Source organism: Pseudomonas sp. F-14 TE3623 (assembly GCF_053629015.1).
The window spans coordinates 2,629,326-2,644,621 of sequence record NZ_JBRJHM010000001.1 but is presented as its reverse complement, the minus strand read 5'-3'; the positions used below and the strand labels follow the sequence as shown (position 1 = coordinate 2,644,621).

The 15,296-nt window shown below is 60.0% G+C and carries 15 protein-coding genes; 5 read left to right on the top strand and 10 right to left on the bottom strand.

Annotation, left to right across the window (positions count from 1 at the left end):
* Positions 1-22 precede the first annotated feature (22 nt).
* Together AB7M29_RS12065 and AB7M29_RS12060 are read left to right on the top strand one after the other, a co-directional pair.
* Entirely contained in the window at positions 23-562 is a 540-nt protein-coding gene (locus AB7M29_RS12065; RefSeq protein WP_217858050.1) for a TetR/AcrR family transcriptional regulator, read from the top strand.
* A gap of 250 nt (positions 563-812) precedes the next feature.
* Entirely contained in the window at positions 813-4,283 is a 3,471-nt protein-coding gene (locus tag AB7M29_RS12060) for a hybrid sensor histidine kinase/response regulator (RefSeq protein ID WP_454246909.1), read from the top strand.
* A 141-nt stretch (positions 4,284-4,424) separates the two neighbouring features.
* Here AB7M29_RS12060 and rmuC read toward each other — a convergent pair whose 3' ends face one another.
* The gene (rmuC, locus tag AB7M29_RS12055; RefSeq protein WP_187326434.1) at positions 4,425-5,789 is read right to left on the bottom strand and encodes a DNA recombination protein RmuC; all 1,365 of its coding nucleotides are present in this window, start codon (positions 5,787-5,789) and stop codon (positions 4,425-4,427) included.
* A 175-nt stretch (positions 5,790-5,964) separates the two neighbouring features.
* Positions 5,965-6,288: an SEL1-like repeat protein gene (locus AB7M29_RS12050; RefSeq protein WP_080370557.1), complete on the bottom strand. Its 324-nt coding sequence runs from the start codon at positions 6,286-6,288 to the stop codon at positions 5,965-5,967.
* Between the two features lie 1,001 nt (positions 6,289-7,289).
* Here AB7M29_RS12050 and AB7M29_RS12045 point away from each other — a divergent pair.
* The 3 genes from AB7M29_RS12045 (at position 7,290) to AB7M29_RS12035 (ending at position 9,687) form a co-directional block, all read left to right on the top strand.
* Positions 7,290-7,514 (top strand): hypothetical protein, encoded by a 225-nt coding sequence (locus tag AB7M29_RS12045; RefSeq protein WP_007898912.1) that lies wholly within the window; start codon positions 7,290-7,292, stop codon positions 7,512-7,514.
* Between the two features lie 275 nt (positions 7,515-7,789).
* Positions 7,790-8,272 carry a hypothetical protein gene (locus AB7M29_RS12040; protein ID WP_038979731.1) on the top strand — a complete coding sequence of 161 codons (483 nt, stop codon included), beginning with the start codon at positions 7,790-7,792 and terminating at the stop codon, positions 8,270-8,272.
* Between the two features lie 146 nt (positions 8,273-8,418).
* Positions 8,419-9,687: an OmpP1/FadL family transporter gene (locus AB7M29_RS12035; protein ID WP_217858053.1), complete on the top strand. Its 1,269-nt coding sequence runs from the start codon at positions 8,419-8,421 to the stop codon at positions 9,685-9,687.
* Between the two features lie 83 nt (positions 9,688-9,770).
* Here the strand turns inward: AB7M29_RS12035 and AB7M29_RS12030 are convergent, their stop codons facing one another.
* The 8 genes from AB7M29_RS12030 to cobU form a co-directional block, all read right to left on the bottom strand.
* Positions 9,771-10,322: a glutathione peroxidase gene (locus AB7M29_RS12030; RefSeq protein WP_217858054.1), complete on the bottom strand. Its 552-nt coding sequence runs from the start codon at positions 10,320-10,322 to the stop codon at positions 9,771-9,773.
* Between the two features lie 56 nt (positions 10,323-10,378).
* On the bottom strand, positions 10,379-10,501 hold the full coding sequence (locus AB7M29_RS12025; protein WP_454246908.1) for a hypothetical protein: 123 nt from the start codon (positions 10,499-10,501) through the stop codon (positions 10,379-10,381).
* On the bottom strand, positions 10,498-11,706 hold the full coding sequence (locus AB7M29_RS12020) for an MFS transporter (protein WP_454246907.1): 1,209 nt from the start codon (positions 11,704-11,706) through the stop codon (positions 10,498-10,500). Before AB7M29_RS12020 ends, AB7M29_RS12025 begins: the two co-directional genes overlap by 4 nt.
* Positions 11,707-11,758: 52 nt before the next feature.
* On the bottom strand, positions 11,759-12,163 hold the full coding sequence (locus tag AB7M29_RS12015) for a MarR family winged helix-turn-helix transcriptional regulator (RefSeq protein WP_048394362.1): 405 nt from the start codon (positions 12,161-12,163) through the stop codon (positions 11,759-11,761).
* Positions 12,164-12,313: 150 nt separating this feature from the next.
* A complete protein-coding gene (locus AB7M29_RS12010) occupies positions 12,314-13,045 on the bottom strand; it encodes an adenosylcobinamide-GDP ribazoletransferase (protein WP_217858056.1) in 732 nt (243 codons plus the stop codon).
* 2 nt (positions 13,046-13,047) lie between these two features.
* Positions 13,048-13,623 carry an alpha-ribazole phosphatase family protein gene (cobC, locus tag AB7M29_RS12005; RefSeq protein WP_454246906.1) on the bottom strand — a complete coding sequence of 192 codons (576 nt, stop codon included), beginning with the start codon at positions 13,621-13,623 and terminating at the stop codon, positions 13,048-13,050.
* On the bottom strand, positions 13,620-14,675 hold the full coding sequence (gene cobT, locus AB7M29_RS12000) for a nicotinate-nucleotide--dimethylbenzimidazole phosphoribosyltransferase (protein WP_454246905.1): 1,056 nt from the start codon (positions 14,673-14,675) through the stop codon (positions 13,620-13,622). Before cobT ends, cobC begins: the two co-directional genes overlap by 4 nt.
* Positions 14,672-15,193: a bifunctional adenosylcobinamide kinase/adenosylcobinamide-phosphate guanylyltransferase gene (cobU, locus tag AB7M29_RS11995; RefSeq protein ID WP_454246904.1), complete on the bottom strand. Its 522-nt coding sequence runs from the start codon at positions 15,191-15,193 to the stop codon at positions 14,672-14,674. The genes cobT and cobU overlap by 4 nt, the downstream gene beginning before the upstream one ends.
* Positions 15,194-15,296: the final 103 nt, after the last annotated feature.

The following is a 15,296-nucleotide window of genomic DNA, read 5'->3' as shown; positions in this document are numbered from 1 at the left end:
TCTTTGTGTTAAGGTCCGCCGTATGGCTATTAAAGAAGGTTTACGTCCTGGTGGCCGCAGCGCCAGGGTGCAAGAGTCAATTCATTCGGCAGTCCGCGCCCTCCTCGAAGAACAGGATCGCGCGAGCGTGACCGTGCCGCAAATCGCTGCCCGAGCCGGGGTGACGCCGTCGACCATTTACCGGCGCTGGGGTGATCTGTCGGCGCTACTGGCCGACGTCGCCCTCGCCCGCATGCGCCCCGACAGCGAACCGGCCAACACCGGCAGCCTGCGCGGTGACGTGCGGGCCTGGGCGGAGCAGTATCTGGACGAAATGAGTTCCGAGCCCGGGCGCAACATGATGCGAGACGTGCAATCCAGCGCCACGCCGGGCTATTGCGTGACGATCATTGGCGGGCAGTTGCAGACGATTCTGGATCGCTATCCCGGGCAGCCGAAGCCGAGTGTCGATCGACTGATCAATATGGTGGTGGCGCCGACGGTGTTTCGCATCCTGTTTGCGACGCAGGCGCTGGAGGTTGAAGAGTTGCATCGGTTGATTGATATTGCGCTCAGTCAGTAACGCCGCCTTCGCGAGCAAGCCCGCTCCCACACTGGATTGAGGATGCCCACAAATTTTGCGTTCACTGACGATCGAGTGTGGGAGCGGGCTTGCTCGCGAAGAGCCCCGAAAGCACACCAAAAATCCAACTGACTCCCAACCTGCGACACCCCACCACGCCACGACCTTGGTCGACACTGACTAACTCAAGCGGTCATGCGAGACTGTCCTGACCGGGCGGAGTCTCGGATGTCTTTTGTCTGGAGTTCCCATGTCGCTGTCCATCGGGCTGATCGCCACCGTCGCCCTGGCCTATATGGCCATCCTGTTCGCTATCGCCTTTTACGGTGATCGGCGCAGCACGCCGTTGCCGCCTCGGGTGCGTGCCTGGGTGTACAGCCTGTCGCTGGCCGTTTATTGCACCAGTTGGACATTCTTTGGCGCCGTGGGCCAGGCGGCCGAACAACTCTGGTCATTCCTGCCGATCTACCTCGGGCCGATCCTGCTGCTGGTGTGCGCGCCGTGGGTTCTGCAAAAAATGGTGATGATCAGCAAACAGGAGAACATCACCTCCATCGCTGACTTCATCGCCGCCCGCTACGGCAAATCCCAGTCGCTGGCGGTGGTGGTGGCGCTGATCTGTCTGGTCGGCGTGCTGCCGTACATCGCCTTGCAGCTCAAGGGCATCGTGCTGGGCGTGAACCTGTTGATCGGCGCCGGTGCCGACGCCATGGGCACGCGCGCGCAAGACACGGCGCTGATCGTCTCCTTGGTACTGGCGCTGTTCACCATCGTTTTCGGTACTCGCAACCTCGACGCCACGGAACACCACCGCGGCATGGTGCTGGCGATTGCCTTTGAATCGTTGGTCAAGTTGTTCGCGTTTCTCGCGGTCGGCGCGTTCGTGACCTATGGCCTGTACGACGGTTTCGACGACCTGTTCGACCAGGCCATGCTCGCCCCGCGCCTCGAAGCGTACTGGAAAGAAACCATCAACTGGCCGTCCATGGTGGTGCAAACCGGCGTGGCGATGATGGCGATCATCTGCCTGCCCCGGCAGTTCCATGTAACCGTGGTGGAAAACATCGATCCCCAGGATCTACGCCTGGCCAAGTGGGTGTTCCCGGCCTATCTGGCGCTGGCGGCGCTGTTTGTCGTGCCAATCGCGCTGGCCGGTCAGATGATGCTGCCCAGTTCGGTGCTGCCCGACTCCTTCGTCATCAGTCTGCCTCTGGCGGAATCTCATCCTGCCTTGGCGATGCTGGCGTTTATCGGCGGTGCTTCGGCGGCGACCGGTATGGTGATCGTGGCCAGCGTGGCGCTGTCGACCATGCTTTCCAATGACCTGCTGCTGCCGTGGTTGCTGCGGCGCAACAACGCCGAGCGACCGTTCGAAGTATTCCGCCAGTGGATGCTTTCGGTGCGGCGGGTAAGCATCGTGGTCATTCTGCTGCTGGCCTACGTCAGTTATCGACTGCTGGGCTCCACCGCGAGCCTGGCAACCATCGGCCAGATCGCCTTCGCTGCCGTCACCCAACTGGCCCCGGCCATGCTCGGCGCGCTGTACTGGAAACAGGCTAACCGTCGCGGAGTGTTCGCTGGGCTGGCCGCAGGCACGTTCCTCTGGTTCTACACCCTGGTGTTGCCGATCGCCGCCAAAAGTCTCGGCCTGCCCTTGAGCAGTTTTCCGGGCCTGGCCTGGCTGCAAGGCAACCCGTTGAACCTGCCGATCACGCCGCTGACTCAAGGCGTGGTGCTGTCCCTGGCGGGCAACTTCACCTTGTTCACCTGGGTCTCGCTACTGTCACGCACCCGGGTTTCGGAACACTGGCAGGCTGGCCGCTTCATCGGCCAGGAAATCAGTGCTCGCCCCAACGCCCGCTCAATGCTGGCGGTACAGATCAACGACTTGCAGCAACTGGCCGCCCGTTTTGTCGGCGAAGAGCGGGCTCGTCAGAGTTTCCTCCGTTTCGCCTACCGTCAGGGCAAAGGCTTCAACCCGAACCAGAACGCGGACGGTGAATGGATCGCCCATACCGAACGCTTGCTGGCCGGTGTACTCGGCGCTTCCTCGACCCGGGCGGTGGTAAAAGCCGCCATCGAAGGTCGGGAAATGCAACTCGAGGATGTCGTGCGGATCGCCGACGAAACCTCGGAAGTGCTGCAATTCAACCGCGCCCTGCTGCAAGGCGCCATCGAGAACATCACCCAGGGCATCAGCGTGGTCGACCAGTCGCTGAAACTAGTGGCCTGGAACCGGCGCTACCTTGAGTTATTCAACTACCCCGACGGTTTGATCAGCGTTGGCCGGCCGATTGCCGACATCATTCGCTACAACGCCGAGCGCGGTCTGTGTGGGCCCGGCGAAGCGGAAGTGCATGTCGCCCGCCGCTTGCACTGGATGCGCCAGGGCCGGGCCCATACCTCCGAACGGTTGTTCCCCAATGGTCGAGTGATCGAGCTGATCGGCAACCCGATGCCCGGCGGCGGTTTCGTCATGAGCTTCACCGACATCACCGCGTTCCGCGAGGCTGAGCAGGCACTGACCGAAGCGAACGAAGGTCTCGAGCGACGGGTCACCGAACGGACCCACGAGCTGTCGCAACTCAACGTTGCCCTGACCGAAGCCAAAGGCACCGCCGAATCGGCCAACCAGTCGAAAACCCGTTTTCTGGCTGCCGTCAGCCATGACTTGATGCAACCGCTGAACGCCGCACGACTGTTCTCTGCCGCCCTCTCCCACCAGGAGGAAAACTTATCCAGTGAAGCCCGGAAACTGGTTCATCACCTGGACAGTTCACTGCGCTCGGCCGAGGACCTGATCAGCGACCTGCTGGACATTTCCCGCTTGGAAAACGGCAAGATCAACCCTGATCGCAAACCCTTCGTGCTCAATGAGTTGTTCCATACATTGGGCGCCGAGTTCCAGGCACTGGCGCAGGAACAGGGGCTGAAATTCCGCGTCAGGGGCAGCGCGCTGCGGGTCGATAGCGACATCAAACTGCTACGGCGGATTTTGCAGAACTTCCTGACCAATGCCTTCCGCTATGCCAAAGGGCCGGTGCTGCTCGGCGTTCGGCGGCGCAACGGTGAGCTGAGCCTGGAGGTCTGGGACCGTGGACCGGGCATTCCGGAAGACAAACTGCAGGTGATTTTCGAAGAGTTCAAACGCCTCGACAGCCACCAGACCCGGGCCGAGAAAGGTCTGGGCTTGGGCCTGGCGATTGCCGATGGGCTGTGTCGCGTGTTGGGTCATACCTTGCGCGTGCGCTCCTGGCTGGGTCGCGGCAGCGTGTTCAGTGTCAGCGTGCCGCTGGCTCGGGTACAAACCGCGACGCCGGCCAAGGTGGCCGAACTCAATGGCCATTTGCTCAGCGGCGCGCAGGTGCTGTGTATCGATAACGAAGACAGCATTTTGATCGGCATGAATAGTTTGCTCACGCGCTGGGGTTGCCAGGTTTGGACCGCGCGCAACCGTGAGGAATGCGCGACGCTGCTCGGTGATGGGATGCGTCCGCAATTGGCGCTGGTGGATTACCACCTGGACGATGGCGAGACCGGGACCGAGTTGATGGCGTGGTTGCGCACGCAACTGGGCGAGCCGGTGCCGGGGGTGGTGATCAGTGCCGACGGACGGCCAGAGACGGTGGCGCAGGTGCATGCAGCGGGCCTGGATTACCTGGCCAAACCGGTGAAACCGGCGGCGTTGCGGGCGTTGTTGAGTCGGCATTTACCGTTGTAGTGCGGCAGGTTTGAACCCTGCAGTGGGGCGATTGACGCCTTCGCGAGCAAGCCCGCTCCCACAGTGGATTGGTGTTGTTGCACAAATAGAGTGAACGCCACAAACCCCTGTGGGAGCGGGCTTGCTCGCGAAGCTTTTCGGCTACTCCGGCAGTTCGGCCAAGCCATCAACATCCGTCATCGCCCGCTCCAGCAGGTCCGCCGGCAAGCTCTTGCTGGCCCGCGCCCCGAGCAACTTGAGCTGCTCGCTGCGACTGACCAGGTTGCCGCGGCCTTCAGTCAGTTTATTGCGTGCAGAGCTGTAGGCTTTGTCCAGTTGTTGCAGGCGATTACCGACCTCATCCAGATCCTGAATAAACAACACGAACTTGTCGTATAGCCAACCGGCGCGCTCGGCGATTTCCCGGGCGTTCTGGCTCTGGCGCTCCTGCTTCCACAGGCTGTCGATAACCCGCAAAGTGGCCAGCAACGTGGTTGGGCTGACGATCACGATATTGCGGTCGAATGCCTCCTGAAACAGCGTCGGCTCAGCCTGCAACGCCGCAGAAAACGCCGCTTCGATCGGGACGAAAAGCAGAACGAAATCCAGGCTGTGCAAGCCGTCGAGCCGCTTGTAGTCCTTGCCGGCCAAGCCTTTTACGTGAGTGCGCAAGGACAACACATGCTGCTTGATGGCAATCTGGCCGATGGCATCGTCCTCGGCCGCTACATATTGCTGATAGGCCGTGAGGCTGACCTTGGAATCGACCACGACCTGCTTGTCGCCGGGCAGGTAAATAATCACATCCGGCTGGAAACGCTCACCGTCCGGCCCCTTGAGATTGACCTGGGTCTGGTACTCACGCCCCTTCTCCAGCCCCGCATGCTCAAGCACCCGCTCGAGAATCAGTTCGCCCCAGTTGCCTTGGGTTTTCTGCCCTTTCAAGGCCCGCGTCAGGTTGGTGGCTTCGTCGCTCAGGCGCAGGTTCAGTTGTTGCAGCCGTTCCAGTTCCTTGGCCAGGGAAAAACGCTCGCGGGCTTCAGCCTGATAGCTTTCCTCGACGCGCTTTTCGAACGACTGGATACGTTCCTTCAACGGATCGAGCAACTGCCCCAAACGTTGCTGACTGGTTTCGGCAAAACGCTGCTCACGTTCATCGAAGATCTTGCCCGCCAACTCGGCGAATTGCGCGCGTAGCTCGTCCCGCGAGCCTTGAAGGTCGTTGAGGCGCTGCTGATGGCTTTCCTGCTGCTCACGCAGCTCGGCATTGAGGGAGGCGGCCTGCGCGTCGAGGCGGCGCAACTCAGCCTCTTTGCCGGCGCGTTCGATGTTCCAGGCGTGGGCCGCGTCGCGGGCGTCGTCGCGTTCGATCTGGAGCAGTTCGACTTCACGGCGCACGGCGGCCAGATCGGCCTGTTTGGCGGAGTTGGCCTGGCTCAGGTCGGCGATTTCATCACGGCAGGTGTCAAGCTGAGCATTCAAGCCGTCCTGCGTCAGCTGGGCGATGGCAAGGCGCTCTTCCAGCAGCGCCAGCTCGGCCTGTCCCGCACTCGCTCGACGCTGAAGTTGCCAGGCCAGTATCAGTAACGGCAGTGCAGCGCCCGCCAGACCCAGCACTGCGCTGGTCAAGTCCATCGCCATAACCACTCCTGCCGATTAGTTAAAGCGTGAAGGTTAACCAAGGCGTCAGGTCTTGGACAGCTCAGTCTTCGGTCTGGCCCAGTTCCTGTTGCGCGCGTCGGTCGCCCGCACGCGCGGCCTGACGCAACAGTTCCTGGCCAATTCGGCGATCCCGGGCGTTACCGCATTCGCGGCACATCAGCTGGCCGAGACGGCTTTGCGCGGCCACCACGCCTTCCCGGGCAGGCTGCTTGAGCAAGCGTCCGGCGAAGTGTTTGACGTTGGAGTTTTCGCCCAGGCGCGGGCTGTCCAGCAGCCACTCGGCCACGCGCATCGAAAAGCGCTTGGGTGGGGTAACACCAGGGGGTGTTGAGGCAGCAGAGATTGATACTGAGCGAAACTTCATAAAGCACTGTGGGGCAGATCGGAAGGCGCGCCACTCTACTCTTTTTTTCGTACAGGTAAAGTCGAAAAAAGCCTGCACGCCCGTCCTAGAGCAAGCGCTTGGGACAATCCACAGAAGCTGTGGATAACTCAGTGGACAACCGTCTTTGAACTCGCGCAAAGCCCTGTGGAATGGGGCTCGCAGTCAAACTGACGATTTTTTCACCAGTAAAAAAAAGCGATGTTTTTCATTGACTTAAATTTTCGTTACAGGCACCCACTCCCGTTGAAGCCAGGATGACAGTGGGATGACAGTCCGCGCAACTTATGTGCACAAGTACCTGCGAGGCGGTTATATCGATGCGCTTTTTCGGCGCGTTTTTCCGTAAAGCCAGGGGATAAACCCGGGCAACCCGCGCAACGATTGATCCTGGCTCGATCGTCCTCTCGGATCAACGGTCGGGTTCTGGGCTATTACGGGGCGCGGGTCTGCCGGTGGCTCTGTCGATGGTCTTCGAATCACTCAGCCGGGACTAGTCGACAGGCACCCCAGCGATCTTTTTTGCGATCAGGCTTCCCTTTGGCAATTCAATCCGTTAGTATCCGCGGCGTTAGTACCAAGCTGAAAGTCAATTCTGGTCGAACAAATCCCCCGGTCAGCCTTCCCTAAGAGAAGCCTCCACCGACAAAACGGGATCGACCACCTCGATGGTTTCCAGGTAAATCTTGCACCAACACAGCCTTTGAATCGAAAGCAAAGGGTGTTGCCAAGCTCACTTACTCTGACCGAACCAGCCTGCAAATTGATCAGGATCTTCACCCCGGGCCCAGAACCTTTGCCCTTGATGTGTTGCCTGCCCTCCTAAGTACCTACCTGCCAGCCCAAGCGCGCCAATTTATCAGCGCTTCAAACTGGCTGCTTTGTTCCAGTCGGGTTCTTCGTTCGACCAATGGTGGTCGTCGTCACTGGAACGTTTTAACTTTGCACGGTTCTTATCCGTGTCGCTTGTAGGAACACCAATTATGTCCACTCAAATCCACACTCAGGATGCCATTCGCACCCTAACCAACGCTTTTGCTCCAATGAACTGCCTGATCATGGCCGCTCGCAAAGGCTGCTTCAGCTTCACTCTGGTCAACGAACACGGCATCGCGCGTCACAGCGAACGCCTGTACCCGGATCAATACTCCAGCGCAGAACCGCTGCAGGCTGTGATCGAGCGTACTCGCCAGGCACTGGTTGCCTGAGACGCCAGAAAGGCTGAAAACCTCAAAAGCCCTGCTGAAAAGCGGGGCTTTTTATTGCCCGATATTTCTCATTTCGTGGTCAACGGCTAAGCACCAACCGATATAACGGTTATAACTCGAAGCCGGAAATATTTTAAAAACAGTCCTTTACAGCGAAATAATGACACTACACTTCAACTCAAGCGGCTTGATCCGCTTCCGGCGAGCCTGAATCGATCCACTGCTGCCAAGGCCCCCTTCAGGTATCGCCGACCACTTGATGTTTCGAGGGCTTTATGGGAATCGCTGCCAGCGAACTGTGTCGTTATGTGATCCGTCCGACGTTGATCTATCTCGGACGCCATAGCGCAACTGCCGAATCCCTGCTGCTGGGCATTGCCGCCAGTCAGTCAGCCCTTGGGTCAGCCTTGCACGACCGCCGTGGACACGGCCTGTACCGAATCGCCGAACCCCGCCACCAGGCCCTATGGGATCACTATTTGGCCTTGGACCCGGATCGCGCGAGCCTGGTCCGCGGCCTGGCCAGCCAGCATGCTTTTCTCAGCGGGCCGCATCTGGAATTGACCGTCAACCTGCGTTACGCCACTGCCATCGCCTGGCTGCTGGTAGAAGAACAGAACACTCCCCTCCCCGCCTCCGATGACCTGTTGGGAATGGCCCGAATCTGGCGCCAGACTTTCCAGCCCCAAGGTCGTCTGCGAGATTTCACCTACGCCTGGCAAACCTGTGTTTCATCGTTGAATCAGGTCGCCTGCTGACCCACCCATTTCCGAAGATCGCGTAACTTGTCGCGATTTTGGTCGGATTGTCCTACAAAACCGCTCTAAATCAAGCGTTACAGGCTATAGCGCCCGGACGAAAATGTTGGTAATTTTCGCCCCGGTGATCACCAGGAGTTCTAATAATGAAAAAAGTAATGCTCAAAACCACCCTTAGTCTCGCCGTTGCCTTGGCATCCACCCAGATCTTCGCAAGTGGCTTTGCCATCAACGAACAAAGCATCAGCGGGATGGGCACAGGTTTTGCCGGGCGATCTTCTTCTGCCGACGACGCAAGCACCATTTTCGGCAACCCTGCCGGCATGTCTCGCCTCAAGCGCGAACAAGTGACCGGCGGCGCTGCACTGCTCGACGCACACACTGACATCAGCCACGCCAGTTCCAGCCCGAACAGCGGCAGCAACGATGGCGACATGGTTCCCTTCATCGCCGTGCCGATGGGTTACTACGTCAAGCCAATCGATGAACATTGGGCATTCGGTGTGGGCATGTACGCGCCATTCGGTCTGGTGACCGATTACGAGAACGGCTTTGCCGGCCGTTACTTCGGCAGCAAGAGCGAAGTAAAAATCGTAACCCTGCAGCCAACCGTCAGCTACGCCTTCAACGACAAGGTGTCGATCGGTTTCGGTCCGACCATCAACCGCATTGACGGCACCCTGGAATCGAATCTGTCGCTGAACCCTCGCGCAGCGGACGGTAACGTCAAGATCAAGGGTGACGACACCGCGCTGGGTTACAACATCGGCATCCTGGTTCAGGCCACCGACAGCACTCGCGTCGGCCTGACCTACCACTCGAAAGTGAAGTACAAGCTCGAGGGTGACACCAAGGTCAACTACAACCTCCTGGGGGCCCTTGGTCAGAACCCGAGCCAGAAGTACGACGCGTCGCTGGACATCACCACGCCTGAGTCGGTCGACTTCTCGGTCACTCACCAGCTGGACGATAAATGGACTCTCTACGCAGGCAGCACCTGGACTCGCTGGAGCCGCCTGAAAGAAATCTCCGTTGAGAACAGTGGCGTTCCTGCCGCTCTGAACGGTCGGTTTGGCACCATCACCGAAGAACAGAACTGGCATGACACCTGGGCTCACGCCATCGGTGCTTCGTACCAATTGAACAAGCAATGGGTCCTGCGTACCGGCCTGTCCGTCGACCAGGCACCGACCAACAACGAAAACCGCTCCCCACGCATTCCGACAGGCGATCGCAAGATTTTCAGTCTTGGTGCTGGCTGGAGCCCGACCGACGACTTGACTATCGACGTAGCGTACTCGTACCTGCGCGAAGAATCGGTCAAGGTCAACAACAGCAACGGCCGTCAGAACTACAGCGCAGAGTATGAAAACTATGCGAACGGTTTCGGTGTTGGCGCGACCTACCGTTTCTGATGATTCACGGCGACTCCCTCGCCGCCTGAATTGAAAAAGCCCCGCACTCTTGTACAGAGGCGGGGCTTTTTAGTGGCCGTCGATCAGGGTTTCGAGGCCAGGGCTTTCTCAACTGCCTCGATGAACTCGGGATTATCCGGCTTGGTCAGGCTGGAGAAATTGGCGATCACTTTGCCTTGGCGATCGACCACGTACTTGTAGAAATTCCACTTGGGCGAACTGCTTTGTTCAGAGAGAACCTTGAACAAATGCGTTGCATCATCGCCGCGGACTTTCTGTGGCTCGGTCATGGTGAAGGTCACGCCGTAGTTCACGTAACAGACTTTGGCAGTCTCTGCGCCATCTTTGGACTCTTGCTTGAAGTCATTGGATGGAACACCAACCACCTCAAGCCCTTGATCCTTGTAACGCTGATACAGCGCCTCAAGGCCTTTGAACTGCGGGGCGAAGCCACAGAAGCTCGCGGTATTGACCACCACCAGTGGCTTGCCGGCGAAGCGCTGGCACAGATCGATGGATTCCTTGGCACGCAGCTTGGGCAATGAGCCTTGTAATAATTCCGGGCATTCTGCCGCCTGGGCCAACCCGGTAAAAGCCGTCAGCAACGCGGGGACTGCAAGCCAGCGCATCAGCATGTCGGTGCATCCTTGAACAATCGTCAGAAAACGAAATTACTCGCCTTCGCCGCTCGCTAGCAAGCACCCATGCCCAACTGCATCAACGCCAGGCCACCCTGATGCCAGCCCCACCACGCCAGGGCCAGCAGCAATATGCCGACGGCGCAAGCAGCCATTCGCGGCCAAAGACTGTTCATGCGGCACTCATCCGGGTTTGCAGACGCGCCACCGGCTGCTCGCGCACCGGCCAGTTCAGGGCTGCGGCCACCAGACTCAAGAGAATTGCCACCTGCCAGATCAAGTCGTAACTCCCGGTTCGGTCATACACCACCCCACCCAACCAGCCGCCGAGGAACGAGCCGAGCTGATGGAAGAGGAAAACGATCCCACCGAGCATGGACAAATTTCGTACACCGAACAAGGTCGCCACCGTGCCGTTGGTCAAGGGCACCGTCGACAACCAGAGAAAGCCCATGGCCATGCCGAACAGATAAGCCGTGATCTGAGTGACCGGTGCCCAGAGGAACAGCACAATCACCACCGCCCGCAACAGATACAGACCGGTGAGCAGGCGCGGTTTGGACACTCGCCCGCCGAGCCAGCCTGCTGTATAGGTGCCAAAGATATTGAACAGCCCGATCAACGCCAACACCGTGGTGCCGACGGAGGCTGGCAAGTGTTGGTCCACCAGATAGGCCGGCAAGTGCACGCCGATAAACACCACTTGAAAACCGCAGACAAAAAAACCAAACGCCAACAGCCAGAATCCTGAATGGGAACAGGCTTCATGCAGCGCTTCAGAGAGGGTTTGCTCGTGCCCAAGAACCGGCAGCGGCTTGTCCTTGAGCATGCTCACCAGCGGCACAATCAGCGCCACCACCAGGCCCAACACCAGCAGTGCCGCGGACCAGCCAAGCCAGCCGATCAGCCCCAGCGTGCCGGGCAACATGGCGAATTGACCGAAAGAACCGGCGGCGCTGGCGATCCCCATGCCCATGCTGCGTTTTTCCGGTGGCACGGCACGGCCAACCACGCCGAGGATCACCGAGAACGAGGTGCCCGACAGGCCGATACCGATCAACAGCCCGGCGCTCAAAGACAAGGTCACCGCCGAATCAGACAGCCCCATGAACACCAGACCCAGGGCGTACAGAACACCACCGATCAACACCACTTTCGCAGCGCCAAAGCGGTCGGCCAGTGCGCCAGTGAACGGCTGCGCCAGGCCCCAGATCAGATTCTGCAAGGCAATGGCGAAAGCAAACACTTCGCGGCCCCAGCCGAACTCGGCACTCATGGGCGCCAGAAACAGCCCGAAGCCGTGTCGCACACCCAGGGATAACGCCAGAATCAGCGCACTCCCCAACAGCACCCAACCGCATGTACGCCACATTGATGTCATTCTTGTTCTCCGGTAGCGGGTATATACCCGCTTAAGATCGAACAAACTGGCCTCAAGCCAATTCGTCCAGCAATTTCAGCAAGGTTTCACGCTTCTCGGCACCCAGACGGTCGATCAACCGTTGCTGCGCCGCTTCCCATGCCGGCAAGGCCGCTGCCAGACGTTCGCGCCCTGTCTCGGTGAGCAGGACGATGCGATTGCGCATGTCCTCACCCTCAACCAGCGTCACCAGGCCTTCACCTTCCAGCACTCGCAGATTGCGCCCGAGGGTGCTGCGATCCAGTCCCATGGCTTCAGCCAGAGACGAGATGCTCGGCTGATCCAGACGCTGCAGATTGCACAGCAGAGAATACTGGGCAACGTTGATCCCGAAGCCGTCAAGGGCGCCGTCGTAATGCCTGCTGACGCCTCGAGCGGCGCGACGCAGGTTAGTGCACAAACATTGAGAAGGAAGCATAGTGCGTGTATATACCCGCGGTTAAATGAAAGCAAATTTTTTGAAACATATTACCTGTGGGAGCGGGCTTGCTCGCGAAAGCGGTGTGTCAGGCGATACCTATGTTGACTGTGCCGCCGTCTTCGCGAGCAAGCCCGCTCCCACAGGGATTCAGAGCAGTGCCAACCCCACCAGCACCGCCACCTCCAGCAATTCCAGCAACGCCCCCGCCGTATCGCCAGTCGCCCCGCCCAGTCGTCGCACCATCACTTGCCGCAACCAGGCAAACACAGCCACCGCCAGCGCAAGCGCCCATACACCGCTGAACCCGGCCATCAGCACACAGGCCACCGCACTGATCACCAACACCTGTTTGCCGGCCAAACGCGGTAGATGATCAGCCAGCGCCTGTCCTAATCCACCGGGACGCACATACGGCGTGGTGAGGAATAACCCCAGTAACGCGCTGCGGCTAATCAGTGGAACGATGATCAGGACCACACTGTGCTGCTGCTCGATCAACGCCAGCAGCGCGGCGAATTTGAGCAGCAACACCAGCACCAGCGTCACCACGGCGATCGGCCCGCTACGTGGGTCTTTCATGATGGTCAGGGTGCGTTCACGGTCGCCATAGCCACCAAGCCACGCATCGGCGCTATCGGCCAGGCCGTCCAGGTGCAACGCGCCGCTGAGCAAGACCCAAACGCTCAGCAGCAGTGCGGCGTGAAGCAATAATGGCGTGCCCAGCAATAGCCAGTTCAGCCCCCACAGAATCGTGCCGAACAGCAAACCGACCAGCGGATAAAACAGCAACGACCGGCCCAGCTCCTCGGGCGTCGGCATGCCCGGCAGACGAATCGGCAGACTGCTCAAAAATTGCAGGGCGATCCAGAACGGCAACATGATTAGATCGCTTCCCTTAACAAGACGCCGGTTTCGACCGACAGCGAGAACAGCGCGCCATGGCCGACTTCAACGTTGAGCAACTGCTCACGCGGCAATCCGCGCGCTTGAGCCAGCAACAAACGCATGACGCCGCCATGGCTGATCAGCAAGATTCGCTCACCGGCATAGGCCGCGTGCAGCCGCTCGATGGCCGCCAACACCCGCGTTGAAAAGTCCGTAACCGGCTCACCCTCAGGCGGCGTGAACGAATAAGGATCGGCCCAGAACAAGCCCAACGCCTCGGCGCTGGTCTCCATCAGCGCCGCCGCGCTCTGCCCTTCCCAGGCGCCGAAGTGCAGCTCTTGCAGATCCTTATCCAGTTGCACCGGCAAACCCAGTTGCGCCCCAAGCTCTTCAGCAAAACGCGCACAACGCTGCAACGGCGAACTGACCAGTCGATCCCAGGGCCCCTGCTCGATCACCGCGGCGCGCATTTGCTCCCAGCCCTTGCCGGTCAGCGTATCGTCTAGGCTGCCGCGCAATCCGCCGCCGAGTTCAGTTTCGCCGTGGCGCAACAGGTCCAGGCGCAAGATCATGCCGGACGATCCGCCACTGCGGCTTCGGCAAACGTCGCCATCTGCCCGTGCAGGTCGCAGGCCAGACGAAGCAATGGCACGGCCAATGCCGCACCGCTGCCCTCGCCCAGTCGCAGGCCGAGGTCCAGCAACGGTTCGGCGTTCAGGGTTTCGAGCACATGGCGATGACCCGGCTCGGCGCCGCGATGACCGAACAGCAACCACTCACGGCAGGCCGGATTCAAACTCACCGCCACCAGCGCGGCGACGCTGCAAATAAACCCGTCGACCAACACCGCGACACCTTCCTGAGCACAGGCCAGGTACGCGCCGACCAGCGCAGCAATTTCAAAACCGCCGAGGTTGAACAGGGTCTGCAACGCATCGCCCCGTTGAGCGCTGTGCAACACCAAGGCGCGTTCGATGACCAGGGCTTTATGGTTGACACCCGCCGCGTTCAATCCGGTGCCCGGCCCGGCCAGATGCACCACAGGGCAGTCGAGCAATGCACAGGCCAACGCACTGGCCGCGGTGGTGTTGCCGATGCCCATTTCGCCACCGATGAACAACTGCGAGCCGGCTGCGATGGCGCGCTGCGCACTGTCACGACCCGCCTGCAAGGCGAGTTCGCCCTGGGCCTGCGTCATCGCTGACCCCTGGACGAAATTCGCCGTACCCGGGCCGATGTTCAGGTGACGCACACCCGGCAGATTCAACGACGGCGTGACGGTGCCGAGGTCGACCACTTCCAGGGATGCCCCCAACTGCCGCGCCAACACGCTGATCGCCGCGCCGCCGCTGACAAAGTTGTGCAGCATCTGCCCGGTGACTTCCTGCGGAAACGCCGACACGCCTTCGGCGACCACACCATGGTCACCGGCAAAAATCGCGATCCACAGCCGATCGAGCGTCGGCTTGACTTGCCCCTGCAACCCGGCCAATTGCACCGCCACCGATTCTAGCCGGCCGAGCGAGCCGGCAGGCTTGGTCAGTTGCTGTTGACGCGCCTGCGCCTGCTCGACCGCTTGCGCATCGATTGGCTTGCACGGGTTCAGCCACCAGGAGTGAGTCATAACGCAGTTCCTTTCAAAGTCAGGGGCAGGCCGGCGACGGTCAGGACGACTCGCTGACAGCGCTCGGCCAAGGCTTGATGCAGCCAACCGGCTTCATCGACATAGCGGCGAGTCAATTCGCCCAGCGGTACGACACCCATTCCGGTCTCGTTGCTGACAAAAATGATTTCACCCGGCAATGACGCCAGGCAGTCCAGCAAAGCTTCACGCTCGGCCGACAAGCGCTCGGCATCATCTAGCATCAGCAGATTGGTCAGCCACAGCGTCAGACAATCCACCAGCAAGCAACGATCGGCACTGGCGTTTTCGCGCAGCACGCGGGCCAGTTCCAGCGGTTCTTCGATCAACGCCCACTCGGCTGGACGACGGGCGCGATGATGAGCCACCCGTTCGTTCATTTCATCGTCCAGGGGTTGGCTGGTGGCGATGTAGGTGACTTGGAGCTGACTGTCTGTCGCCAGTTTTTCAGCCAGGCGACTTTTGCCGGAGCGGGCGCCGCCGAGGATCAGTTGCAGCATGGTTCATTCCTTTAAATGTGCGGTGAGGCGACTTCAGTCTTCGCGAGCAAGCCCGCTCCCACATTGGAACTGCAACACCTCACATCCAATGTGGGAGCGGGCT